This window comes from Legionella quateirensis (genome assembly GCF_001467955.1).
Classification (GTDB): domain Bacteria; phylum Pseudomonadota; class Gammaproteobacteria; order Legionellales; family Legionellaceae; genus Legionella; species Legionella quateirensis.
The window spans coordinates 290,992-303,675 of record NZ_LNYR01000031.1; the positions used below are offsets into that span (position 1 = coordinate 290,992).

Below are 12,684 nucleotides of genomic sequence, written 5' to 3' on the forward strand. Positions count from 1 at the left end.
ATGGTCAAATTATGTGCTAATTGATATACTATGTGTATTGTTGTATAAAGAAAAGCGGAATGTTGTGATGATTACTCAATTATCTGTACTTAAAAGCTTAGAAGAAGTTGTTGCTAGATATGTCAACTTGATGGCAGTTGCTGAACGAGATAAGCCTTTAACTGAATACCAGCAGCCTAGAACGTTTAGCGAGGAAGAAAAAAATGGTGCAGCTAAAGTCATTCAACGTGCCTGGCGTGGTTATAAAATAAAAGAATTTATTACTTCTAACCCTTATTTTTCCTATCTTTCATTTTTAGATCCTCAACAAGAAACAAAGCTTTTACTGTCTATTATTATGTTTGGAAGGCATATTGCCGAGATTACTAACCCGACTTTTAACTATCAGATTAATAATCCACTTATTTCAAAGTATTCAACTTATCATCGTACTGAGCAAGTCGTAACTAAATTAATGGAGTTGTTCTGTAAAAAACAGGGAATAACACTGACTAAAGATAAAATTTATCTCCCCATTAGTATATTAAAAATTTTCCCAATTCAAGATCTTATGGATGAGGCGAAGAAAGTTGTTCAAAAGAAATTTCCTAAGGACTATATAAGATTAGACTATCAATATATAAATGACGCAAATCAGCAAGTTGGGGTTTTAATTTTTAAAAATGATAAGGTAGGGGGAGCCTTACGTCGTTTTATCGAAGGCAGCGGATTTATTGCGAGTCCCTGGCAACTTGCCGAAGCAGTTGCAACAACACTAACTAAAGATAGTGTAAGTCGTCCGCCTGAAATGAATGAAGCGCCGCTAATGCCCGATTTGCCAACTAATAAAAGCGAGCTGCTAAAAAGTAAATTATTCCGTAAGTTAATCACCATCTCAGTTAAGGAAAAATATCCCACTCATTTATTAGCAAAAGCCCTGTTTAAGCTAATAAAGAACATTCCTGAGGATTTAGATTCACGCACGATTCAACGTATTGCCTTGATGATTGATTTAGCCAATACTTTTTATGCTTATAATTATGAGCGCTATGCCTTTTTCGTTTCAGTTATTATGCATGAATTATCGGTGGAGTTTGCGGTTAGTCAGCAAGATGAAGTTACCTTAGAGACCAATTTCAATGCTTTTTCTAATGTTTCTCAACACGTTTTTCAGGAGGCACTTGGTTTAAGCCAGAATGAATTAAATGCTGTTTACACAATCAGTTTCCCTGCTTTATCAGGTACAAATGCCTTCTATTTAGCACAAGAACTTGCAAAGAACATGATGGTTGCTCAGGCTCATTCTACTGCTTCTGCTCTGTTTGAATATTATGAAATTCAATATCTGATCTCAAACACCAACTTTGAAACAGCAAATATCATGCTCTTAAGTCCAGGGCCGATTGTGAGTAATAAAGGTTTACATCCAGGAACAGATATTAACAAATTTGTAGAGAAACACATTGTTGAACTACAGCGCAAAGACCCTATAACCTTACTTATTGATACGACCAGCGCTTTAAATAAAGATTTGGCCTTAAGTGACAAAGTGAAGCAACTGATTCAAGAGGGTCAGTTGTCTATCATTATTTTTGAAAGTTTCCAAAAATTTGGCTTACTGCATACAGATCAAGCACAAGTAGGCCGTGTAGTCGCGTTCTGTTCAAAAAAACATTATTTACAAAAGAATCTGGAACAATGGATTGCAAATGCTAAATCTGATTTTGCAACACACCTCGATATGCGCATTGCCGCGTACTTGCATCGTTATTGTGCATCTATCGTAGAAGACATAAAACGTAAACATTTTAATAATGGCGAGATTTTTCGCACTATCTTAGCGAAAACAGCTGTAATTTCTGAGCTAGTAATCCCTCACGATCTAGTCTTGGAATCGCAAAATTATTTTTTGGCCTGGAAAACAGCTCAAAGAACACTAGTTTTTAAAGAAATTTTAGAGAGCCGTGATAGCTTTGGCCATTTTGCCGATTCAACGGTTACCATTGATACAATTGCGCGTCTTAGCCCAAATGCCTCTGATCCTATCGATGCGCTTATGAAATCGAGTCAAATCTACTTAGAGCAGCAGTGGCCTGCTCATTTATCTCTTTTAGATTCTTTAGAGAGTGAGGCAACAAACTGGGGAGATAAGCCAACCTTAAGTCAGCAGGTAGTTATTATCTCCGCTCTAGCCCAGATCTTGGTAAAAGGTAAGAGGGAGTTGCGCAATTACCATGTATCTCTTTTAGCACAATTATTGGCTTCTTGCATACAATTAAAAGGACGTGAATTTTACAACAAGGTTACTCGTCACTTCGAAGATTTTAAACAAACTCACCAACGCCTTACCCAATTATGGTATTTATGTGAGGACGCAGATTTATTCCCTCTTGATGCTGAAGAATTACTTGATCGGCATTTAAGCAAAAAATGGCTCGCTATAGATTATAAATTAGTAGCGTTACCTGCAGAATTTTTTAATGAAATTTTGAAAAATCCCAATGTAATGAATGGCTTAAATAAAATTTTACCTGATTTAAAGCAACATCAAAAATTGGTACGGAATCTAGTCGATTTAGGTGTGGAATTTAACACAAAAAAATTGATTCATTTATTTGAAAACGATCTTTTTAAGTATATTAAACAATTTATTAAAGACGGTTTTGAATCTCTTGAATTTTACAACGTACTGTTATCTTCTGAATTTAAAAATCTGGACCAAGAGCTGAATCAATATTTAGCAACGTTAAATCAGTCATCCGATAATGAAGAAGAGCTCCTTAAAGTAAAAAAGGCTATTGATTCAATTTTAAAAAAATCAACTAGTGATCCGGTTGATTCGTCGCAAGTAAAACACCGCTTTTTTGATAAACAAAAAAGTAGTTTAAGCCCAGATAAAGATGAAGAGAATAACTTAGGTCAAGTACGCTTGCCTTAATATCAAAATAATGAATTGATTCTTGAGTTAACACGATAACTCAAGAAGAAATGTGTATAAATTTAGATCATTTTTTTTAAAGTTAACTATACTTTAAAAAATGAGAGTAAGCCTAAGTAGTACATTATGACTAAAACATTAACTAACTCAGATGAAAAAGAACCCCTTTTGACTAATGAAAACAATCCAGCTGTTGAATTAATAGACGAATTAGCAACTATTCTCAGTGAAAAAACCGTTACCTTAACTAATATTTTACCCGTTGCTACACCTCCTATAGCGCGCGAAGCATCGTCTGAAAATCAGAAAGAAGCGGAAGACGATACTTCTGAAAGAAATAAAAAACTAAACAGTATTGCCAAAAATAGTGCGGCTCGAGTAATTCAACGTGCCTGGCGCGGGCATAAAGTTAAAGAAACTATTGTTAATAATCCATATACCGCGTACTTGTCTTTAATTGACCCTAATGATGAAGAAAAACTAATGCTATCGGCGCTTATGTTTGGCCGCCATGTAGCAGAAATTAGAAAACAATCTAACGAGCACATTCCTAATCCTTTTATTCCAGCTAGTGGTCTTTACCATCGTTCCGATACGCATGAGGGCGAGGTAATGAAACTTTTTTGTGAGCGATTTAATGAAGAAATGATGGATTATAATATTTATTTGCCGATCGCACTCTCAAGAAATCTGGCTATTGATTCAATTCTGGATAAATTTCCCGATAGCGATATAGAATTAAAAATGGTTGAAGAGGGTAATCTTGGCGTTTTAATTGTTCGTAAAGATGATGACGCCGAATCATTAAAACAGTATATCGCCTCTGCTGGTTTAATTGCCTCGCCTTGGGAAATAGCTGAATTTATTAAAGGTGAAATACCTAAGCCTGAGCAGATAAACAGTAAAAATTTACCAGCAGATCTACCTACCACTAAAAGTGATTTATTACGAAGCCGTGTGTTTTTGAAGCTATCAGGAACCGCTGATAAATCTAAATATCCAACCCAATTGTTAGCTCAATCCCTACAAAATCTTATTAAGAATTTGCCGGATAATTTAAATGCACAAACAATAAGGCGGATTGCTTTAATGCTTGATTTAGTGAATACATTTTACCGCTATAATTATCCTCGTTATGCTTTTTTTGTCTACATGATAGTACATGAAATGTCACTGGAGTTTTCATTAAATCAAACTCCGGCAGAAATGGATCAAAGTTTTGAGCTATTTACACAATCTACTACTAAGACCATGACGGACGCTCTAACTCTTGGGGAGCATGAGTTAGACGCAGTGCAGACTGTCCATTCTCCAGCACTCTCAGGATGTAATGCTTATTATCTGGCGCAAACACTAGCAGAAAAAATGCAATCGTACACAGACAAGCAACTTTATTATCCTGTCGATTTATATTATGAGACGCAAGCTATTATAGCCAATGCTGAAAACGCAGCTGATGCCAATGTTTTTATTATTACTCCCGGCGCTGTGATGCAAAATACGGGTCTTACTTTAGGGACTGATCCTAACAAATTTGTGGAAGAGTTTATCATTAAACCTGATAGGAAAGACCCTGTCGTGCTGATCCTGGATACTACTTCGGCACTTTATAAGGATATAGCACTAAACGATCAGGTTAAGAAGCTGATAAGTGAAGGGCAGTTATCAATCATTGTGTTTGAAAGCCTGCAAAAATTTGGTTTGCTTCATACTGATCAAGCTCAGGCAGGTAGGATGGTAGCGTATTGCTCTAAAAAACATTTCTTAAGTGAGGATTTAGCTCTATGGGAGCAGAATACACGACAGGATTTTAAACAGCATGTTGATATGAGGATTGCAGCCTATCTGCATACGTACTGTGCTGATTTGATAGAGAAGATTAAAGAGCGGCAATTTGATAACGGTACAATATTCCATGATATTCTAGCTGCCGATTTGTTGTGGGAAGTCGTAAACCATCAAAGATCAGAACTGGAACTTAATTCATTGCCTTATTTTTTAGTATGGCAACCGATGGGCATGGATGACGCGCTGCCATTTAACAGTAAATTAGTAGAAGATCGGGATAGTTTTGGTCACTTTCATTCTTCTGTGACGAGTATATCGAGTGCCTATGGCACAATAATGCGTTTAAGTCCTGGTGCTTCTGATGCTTTAGATAGTTTGATTCAAAGTACACAGATTTATTTGGCTCATAAAGTAAATGCTTCAAATAAACATATATACAGTGGGTTATTACAGGAGCTTAGTCAGCAAAGCTCACTACCTATTGAAAAAGAAATTATTATTCTAGCCGCCGCCGCTAATTTAATTTTTAACCACCATAAAGTAATAACCAAAGAGGATTTACCGACTATTAACAGAGCTTTATCACAATGCGTATCGTTAAAGGGTCGAGATGTTTATACAAAAGTGATGCAAGAATTAAAAGATGTAAAGGCAGAGTTTAATCGTTTAGAGCACATAAGCGAAACCCTATTAAACAAATGGCAGATAACTAAGGAAACATCAAGTAGATTCTTAAAAAGTAAAGAAGATCATTATTTACTTCAAAAACTTGATGGTGCATCGCTCAATTTAGATGAGCGCTTTTTTACTTCTTTAACTAATAACCCAGTTCAAATAGATCTCATTAAAAATAGGTTAGATAACCTAACTAATGATAGTCAGAAATTATTTTCCTGGTTTAATAATATCGGTGTAGATATAACGCCAGATAAATTAATTAAATTGCTTGATAATGATGATGACAGGCTATCAAATTTATTAAAAAATCTTGTTGATCAAGAGTGTAAGAGTAAAGAGCTTTATAATTTTCTTTTATCAACAGAGTATCCAGTAATACTGAAAATTGCTACGTTTACATCATATTCCATGGTACCAATGACTGAGCAGCGCGCTAGCGCATTAATTTCATTAGCGCAATTAACTAATTCATTTGAGTCGTACTTTAGAGGATTAGAAAACGATCAATTTTGTAAGCATGTTGCTCTATTTAACCAGATTATGTCTGACTTTAAAAATTTGAAAGATAATGCCGCTTTAAAAACATTTGCCGATAAATACTTTAATCTTTTAAATAACTATTATTCTCCCGGTAAAACGAATGACGAGAAATCAGCTTCTGTTGCTCAACTGCAGGAAGTTGTTCAGGACTACATTAAAGAAGCAAATCCAGTTGAAAAAATGCAGGCTAAAAAGTTATTTGAACAAGCTCAAAGAATTATCAATCCTGCTTTAGGTACTAATAAAAGCACCGCTACCTTTTTCTCTAGAACAGAGCCCGAAGTTGAGAAAGCCAGGCCAGAGGATCCGAAAATACAAAAGAGTGGTGGGCCGAGGATGTGACCTCAGATTATTGTATGCAAACCATGGCACAATTCATATCAATCAGCGGGTTTTAAAATAGCCGCCATAACAGCGGACCGGAGCGACCGCATTTTATTCCTATCTTGGTGAATTTCGTAACATAGTGGTCGGAGTGACAGGAATTGAACCTGCGACCCCTGCCTCCCGAAGGGGAATCCGATAGTTTCTCAATGTATCTCCATGTATCCCCATGAATAAAATATACTGTTATTTCATGATGTTATAAATATTATTGATGCATTGAGCTTCATCGCCATGTTACACTCTACAAAAAATTAGCACTTTATATGCACTTTATAATTTTTAAAGCCTTGTCGGTAAAAAATAATAGTGGTAAAATTGTGATTTATAAACTACAATAATAAGTATGAATAAATGATTGAAATAAAACAAACTGATACCTATAGAAAATGGGAACAGAAACTTAGAGATAGTAAAGCAAAAGCAATGATAGCTGCGCGAGTATTTCGTTTAGCAAATGGTCTTGCAGGTGATGTAGCGCCAGTTGGACAGGGTATCAGTGAGCTTAGGATTCATTATGGACCTGGTTATCGAATATACTTCAAACAAAAGGGAAATGAAATTATCCTATTATTGTGTGGCGGAGATAAGGGTACTCAAGGCCGAGATATTGAGGTTGCGAAAAACCTTGCAAAAGAATTAGGAGTTTAATATGACAGAAGCACTTTATGATTATGATCCAGCTGCGGCACTCGATAGCCCAGAAGCTATCGCTATATTTATGGTAGATGCATTTGAGACAGGTGATGCAGGTTATATTGCAAAAGCACTTGGTGTAGTTGCTCGCGCAAAAGGTATGGCAGAAATAGCGCGTGAAACGGGTCTCTCCAGAGAGCAACTCTACCGCTCATTTAGCGAAAAAGGTAATCCAACATTGAAAACAACGTTGACTGTAATGCGAGCTCTTGGTCTTGATATTACAGCCAAAGCACATATTGCACACTGATTGGTTTAATAAAATAATATAAATACTGGCTTATATGATAACAGGATTGAGGCCGAGCTTTATTAAGGTGACAGATGCTAGCGAAGATTAGTAATTCCCTAATAAAAACATTAGTACCTAATGAAAAAAGAGCATATGACGTTAGAGATATTGGCTTAAAAGGGTTCTTGTTGAGAGTACATCCTACTGGGAGTATGTGCTACCTTTGCCAATATGCACGGGGTGGTCGCGTTAATCTTGGGAAAGTTGGCGTTATTTCGGCTGCTCAAGCCCGTGAAAAAGCCATTGAAGTATTAAACAATTATAATAAAGGCATTAAACCCACAGTCCAAAAAGGGGCAAATAAACCAAAGACATTACAAGAGTTTATTGAAAGTGAATATAAGCCCTGGGCTTTATCTCATCATAAAAGAGGAGATGAAACGATTGCGGCACTCAATCGATGTTTTAAAAAACTGTATTCTAAGCCTCTTATAGAAATCACTCCTGCGGTACTAGAGCAATGGCGTGTTAAACGTTTAAATGAGGGTACTGCTCACGCTACAATTAATCGTAATATTACTGTTCTTAAGTCAGCTATCACAAAAGCTGTAGAATGGGGCTTTTTAAAAGAAAACACTTTAAGAAATTTAAAGCAATTTAAAATCGATCGCTCTCCTAAAGTAAGATACTTATCAGTAGAAGAAGAAACCCGTTTGCGGAAGGCACTGTTAGAGAGAGAAAACCAATTAAAACAAGAAAGAATAAATGCAAACCAATGGCGAAAAGTTCGAGGATATCCATTGATGCCTGAATTTGCCGAAGGTGAGCTTTTTGATTATTTAATGCCGATGGTACTAATTTCCATTAACACTGGTTTACGACGAGGTGAGTTATTTAATCTAACTTGGGAAATGATAAACCTTCCACAAAGATCGCTTATTTTAGGCGGTGAAATTACCAAAAATAGTAGTTCACGTTATATACCATTAAATAATGAAGCTAATAATCTTTTAAATCAACTTTACCAGAAGAGTGCGCTCAAAAAAGGACTTGTTTTTCCTAGTAAAAATAATCAGCCGTTTAATCATGTTAAAAGATCCTGGGCTTCTATTTTAAAAAAAGCTGAGATTGATCAATTCAGGTGGCATGATTTACGACACCATTTTGCTAGTAAATTAGTTATGGCTGGTGTTGATTTGAATACCGCTCGGGAATTATTAGGACATTCAGACATTAAAATGACGTTAAGATATGCACATTTAGCCCCTGAATTTAAAATTAATGCAGTTAAAAAAATTGATTGGTCGCTTCAAGATATAAAAGCTGACCTAGTTTAAAGTGTAATGAGTTTAAAGGGCTCATTAATATTAATAGTATTATTTTTTAGAATAAACTTGGAGCGGTAGAAAATTATTTATATTGTGTATTGTAGTGATAATTGATTTGAGGTCATTTTAAATTGAAAGAAGAAATGGATTTTGAGCGTGTCGAAATTGATATGGCAACAGTCTCGTTACTCTCTCAGCGATTTGATGAGCTTATCGATAATAATAATTATGATACTTTGGAAAAATTATGCGAGCATCTTAGCAAATTTAACCCTAAAGACTCATTAGTAGCAACGCAACTGTATTATATAATAGGAACTGGTTTTTCTACTATTTTTTCACGAAGAAAGGATCTATATTGGTTTTCTGAGCAGATTAGTAAAGCGGTTTTATTTTTTAGAAAAGCGCTTCATGAGGCTTCAAAAATAGGTTCTGATTATGTTAAATCTGAATCAGATGGTCAGACGTATTCTATTTTAGAACTGACGTCAAGAATAAAGACTAACTTAGCAAATTACCTATCAAGCCAAGGTAGAGCCTTTGATGCAATACCGTTATATGATGATGCTATCGCACTCTCAAATCCTGTAGCCTATCTAGGAAAAGCTAGGCATCTCATTTTTCTTGCAAAGGTTCTCTATGATGATGGGCATAAATTTTATCATCGGAAAGAGGCGTATCGCTTGATAGAGCAAGTATATGAGCGCATAGATGATTTTCCCACAGAAATAAAAAAAGAATTACTGAGTGATCAAACTTTGAATGAGTTTTCTGAGTGGTTTAGAAAAGCTTATCCTAATTATAAATTGAATAATCTTAATACTTATAAAGAAAAATTTAACTCCCGAAAGCAAGAGCAATATTTAAAATGGGCTGCTCATAATAGATTATTTATCAACGATCTTAATGATATATCCGTTGGAGAGTTAGTCTATCAGGATGTATTGACTTTACCCTCATTTTGTTTTCAGCTGAATCCAATATTATCTCCAAGTGAGGAGCTTGTTTATCATTCCCACTATGATGAAATGAAAAATGACTATTGTTACGCAAGATATTTGTTATTTTCTGCGAAAGACATACCTAACAATGTCACACATTTTTCTAATTCAACCTTCTCCCATGTTGATAGCTTGGATTTCTCTATTACTAACTTAAAATCCAATCATTACCGGAGTTCTTTTAGAATATTGTATTCTCTTTTTGATAAACTATCTTTTTTTATACATCGTTTCTTTAATGTGAATGACTTGAAAAGTGACAAAGATATTACATTTCCAAAATTATTTTTGATTAACAAAAATAATAAAAAAATTCCTCATCCTCATTTCAAGGAAAATAAAAACTACTTTTTTCACGCATTATATTTCATATTGAAGGATATGCGTAAAACAAACGATGATTTAGAGCTTGATTATTGGTTCGATCCTGAGGCGAAGAAGTTTGAAGATATAAGAAATGCTCTTGAACACCGCTCATTAAAGTTAGTTGATGATTTTGGATTTAGCTTATCTCAAGATAGCACCTATTTTGAACAATGCATTACGGAAATGAAAGATAAAATAATTGCTCTTAACAATGATTTAGAAATAATCAATTCCAAACTTACTAAGCAAAAAAAAGAAAAAAGTGTCAGGAAATTAATTAACAAGAAAGAGTTAATTATTAATGAGGTAAATCAAATTCAATCAAGACTTGATGAAAAAATTAAGCTCAGTTCACATAACTTGGTTATTTCTATTGGAGATTTTGAGGCTCGTCTTATGCAGTTGATGAAATTAGCTAGAAATGCATTAATGTATCTTTCGTTGGCGATACATTTTGATGAACGCAATAAACCTAATGATGGAAAAACAGTTCTGCCTATAAATGTTCCTCTCAAATAATTAAGTGTTAAATCTCCTAAAATAGATTTTTAAATTAATTTATAATTCTATTTACTTAATTAGCCTTTTATAAAGAATATCATTAATTTTTTCAAAGTTTTTATGGATGATTTCCCAGAAAGGATCCTTTATTATTTCTAAACCTGTGTGATCAGTTTCAAAAAGTCCGGGTTTATATTCTACTTCTTCACTTGGGCATAAAATTGGAAGTTTCTTTTTTTCCTTCTCATTACTAAAAACAAATACATAGGCCTCTATTCCGATAGGCTTAATAATCTCCAGTCCAATGATATTTTGATATTGTTGGGCAAAATTCCTTTCGGAGCCGTATATTTTATCCAGAACGCCCAATTCTTTGGTTATGCTATAGGATTTACTCTTAATTGTATTTACAAGGGGTAATTTTTCTCTTTCTATAGCCTCAACTTTATTGGGGTAAAGAAATTTGGGTGCTCTTAATTCTAAAATTAGATAACGAAGCTCTTCTATTTCTTTAATGATATCTAAATAATGATCAGATTCTCTTTGTTGGATGTATTGTTTTTTCCATTTAGGAATTTCCCAAATAGCAATTATAAATAGGATAATTGTTACGATAGCCTGTATGATATTTAAGCCGGTTTGTTGTTTTTCTAAAAACTGCCATAAATTTCCAAATAAGGAGTAAAACATTTTAAATAATCCAGTTAAGTTCAGGCTTTTTATTAAATCGTCACTTTAAAGCAATCTGTATTAATTTTAAATATTATTTTTTAAATAACTGGGTTAAGGTTTTAAATAGATTTATTAGTTTGGTTAAAAAGAATTTTTTTTGCATCTTCCGTTAAAACTTGAGGCAAATTTATATCTTTTCCTTTGTTATAACCACGTTGAACAGCAGGTCGTGATTCCATTATTAAATACCATTGCTTTAAAAATGGATAATCATCTAAATCTTGTTGTTGCTTTTCATGAGGCACAATCCAGGGATAACATGCCATGTCAGCTATAGAGTATTCATCAGCGATAAATTCTCGAGTGGTTAGTTGCTTATTAAGAACAGCATATAAACGAGATGTTTCTCTTACGTATCTATCAACGGCATAAGTTAATGTAGCCGCATGCATATTAAAATGATGATTTTGTCCTGCCATTGGGCCTAATCCTGCAACTTGCCAAAATAGCCATTGCACTGTTTCATACCGAGCATGGATATTTTGTGGTAAAAACAGTCCTGTTTTCTCCGCCAGATAAAGTAGTATCGCGCCTGATTCAAAAATGGCTACTGGATCATTTGAGCCCTTGGGATTGTGATCAACTATGGCGGGAATCCGGTTATTGGGTGATACGCGCAAAAAGTCCGCTGAGAACTGTTCACCTGTAAAAATATTAACCGGTATAAGGTTATATGGCAGATTAGCTTCTTCTAGGAATATAGTAATTTTATGACCGTTTGGGGTAGGCCAGTAGTAAAGGTCAATCATGTTATTATTCCTTAATATCAAACCGCATAAAGCATTAATCAGGCTTTACGAATTTCCAACGATGCCAGATTATAGGAGTTGCTGCTAAAATTTTCTTTGAGAAAATTACAGGATCTTCAATTTCAGTCTGAGCATTTAGACAGACTAAAGCATAGCCATTCTTTCTTTTCATTAAGCGTCGAAAAAAAATGCCATCGCTAATCTCTATAACACAATCATGACCGACACATTCGTCTATATCTGAAGCATTCATATACTGAATACCTCCTACAAAATCACCCTTCGAGTATGTTGGTTCCATTGTGTCATCAGAAACCATAATTACTATAGCATTTGGATTATTTGTCTTAAAAAATTCAATTTCTTTTTGGATGGTATTTTCTTGAGAAAATAGTGGGGCTATGTCTTTATCAATAGAAGGATATGGAGTGAACTCTGAGCCTAACAAACTGGGGCTTTTTCCGGAGCCTTCCAGAAGCCACTTTGCTGAACAACTTACACCTGTACTATGAAATATTTCTACTAATTTTGATGCGGCTTTTTCAGTTAATGGATTTCTACCTAACTCCCAAGATTGGAGAGTGTGCATACTAATCCCATGGCTTTCTATATCTTTACGTGAGATCCCAGCTAAGTTTCTGGCTGTTTTAATGCGCCGTCCAATAGTTGTCCTCTGATCTTCAATATTTTGTTCCATAACAAACCTAATAAGCCCTTTTTTAAATTATACCACATTCAGGTATAAACTTATTTACATATACGTATAATAGGT

The 12,684-nt window shown here is 34.7% G+C and carries 9 protein-coding genes; 6 read left to right on the top strand and 3 right to left on the bottom strand.

The window, feature by feature from the left end; translation table 11 throughout:
* Nucleotides 1-67 precede the first annotated feature (67 nt).
* The 6 genes from Lqua_RS10945 (at nucleotide 68) to Lqua_RS10970 (ending at nucleotide 10,449) form a co-directional block, all read left to right on the top strand.
* Nucleotides 68-2,917 carry a hypothetical protein gene (locus Lqua_RS10945; RefSeq protein WP_058474311.1) on the top strand — a complete coding sequence of 950 codons (2,850 nt, stop codon included), beginning with the start codon at nucleotides 68-70 and terminating at the stop codon, nucleotides 2,915-2,917.
* Nucleotides 2,918-3,043: 126 nt separating this feature from the next.
* On the top strand, nucleotides 3,044-6,265 hold the full coding sequence (locus tag Lqua_RS10950; RefSeq protein WP_058474312.1) for an IQ calmodulin-binding motif-containing protein: 3,222 nt from the start codon (nucleotides 3,044-3,046) through the stop codon (nucleotides 6,263-6,265).
* Between the two features lie 396 nt (nucleotides 6,266-6,661).
* Entirely contained in the window at nucleotides 6,662-6,958 is a 297-nt protein-coding gene (locus tag Lqua_RS10955) for a type II toxin-antitoxin system RelE/ParE family toxin (RefSeq protein WP_058474313.1), read from the top strand.
* A gap of 1 nt (nucleotide 6,959) precedes the next feature.
* Entirely contained in the window at nucleotides 6,960-7,253 is a 294-nt protein-coding gene (locus tag Lqua_RS10960) for an addiction module antidote protein (protein ID WP_058474314.1), read from the top strand.
* A gap of 74 nt (nucleotides 7,254-7,327) precedes the next feature.
* Entirely contained in the window at nucleotides 7,328-8,572 is a 1,245-nt protein-coding gene (locus Lqua_RS10965) for a site-specific integrase (RefSeq protein ID WP_058474315.1), read from the top strand.
* A gap of 122 nt (nucleotides 8,573-8,694) precedes the next feature.
* On the top strand, nucleotides 8,695-10,449 hold the full coding sequence (locus tag Lqua_RS10970; protein ID WP_133141065.1) for an LA2681 family HEPN domain-containing protein: 1,755 nt from the start codon (nucleotides 8,695-8,697) through the stop codon (nucleotides 10,447-10,449).
* Between the two features lie 51 nt (nucleotides 10,450-10,500).
* Here Lqua_RS10970 and Lqua_RS10975 read toward each other — a convergent pair whose 3' ends face one another.
* The 3 genes from Lqua_RS10975 to Lqua_RS10985 all read right to left on the bottom strand — a co-directional run bounded on the left by Lqua_RS10975 (nucleotide 10,501) and on the right by Lqua_RS10985 (nucleotide 12,609).
* A complete protein-coding gene (locus Lqua_RS10975; protein WP_058474317.1) occupies nucleotides 10,501-11,121 on the bottom strand; it encodes a hypothetical protein in 621 nt (206 codons plus the stop codon).
* Between the two features lie 101 nt (nucleotides 11,122-11,222).
* Nucleotides 11,223-11,912, bottom strand: coding sequence for a glutathione S-transferase N-terminal domain-containing protein (locus Lqua_RS10980; RefSeq protein WP_058474318.1), 690 nt, complete (start codon nucleotides 11,910-11,912; stop codon nucleotides 11,223-11,225).
* A gap of 34 nt (nucleotides 11,913-11,946) precedes the next feature.
* Nucleotides 11,947-12,609, bottom strand: a complete 663-nt coding sequence (locus Lqua_RS10985) for an XRE family transcriptional regulator (RefSeq protein WP_058474319.1) — start codon at nucleotides 12,607-12,609, stop codon at nucleotides 11,947-11,949.
* Nucleotides 12,610-12,684 lie beyond the last annotated feature (75 nt).

Coding starts and splice junctions, on each gene's coding strand:
- Lqua_RS10985 (WP_058474319.1), bottom strand. CDS start 12,609: ATGGAACAAAATATTGAAGATCAGAGGACAACTATTGGACGGCGCATT.
- Lqua_RS10950 (WP_058474312.1), top strand. CDS start 3,044: ATGACTAAAACATTAACTAACTCAGATGAAAAAGAACCCCTTTTGACT.
- Lqua_RS10955 (WP_058474313.1), top strand. CDS start 6,662: ATGATTGAAATAAAACAAACTGATACCTATAGAAAATGGGAACAGAAA.
- Lqua_RS10980 (WP_058474318.1), bottom strand. CDS start 11,912: ATGATTGACCTTTACTACTGGCCTACCCCAAACGGTCATAAAATTACT.
- Lqua_RS10960 (WP_058474314.1), top strand. CDS start 6,960: ATGACAGAAGCACTTTATGATTATGATCCAGCTGCGGCACTCGATAGC.
- Lqua_RS10945 (WP_058474311.1), top strand. CDS start 68: ATGATTACTCAATTATCTGTACTTAAAAGCTTAGAAGAAGTTGTTGCT.
- Lqua_RS10975 (WP_058474317.1), bottom strand. CDS start 11,121: ATGTTTTACTCCTTATTTGGAAATTTATGGCAGTTTTTAGAAAAACAA.
- Lqua_RS10965 (WP_058474315.1), top strand. CDS start 7,328: ATGCTAGCGAAGATTAGTAATTCCCTAATAAAAACATTAGTACCTAAT.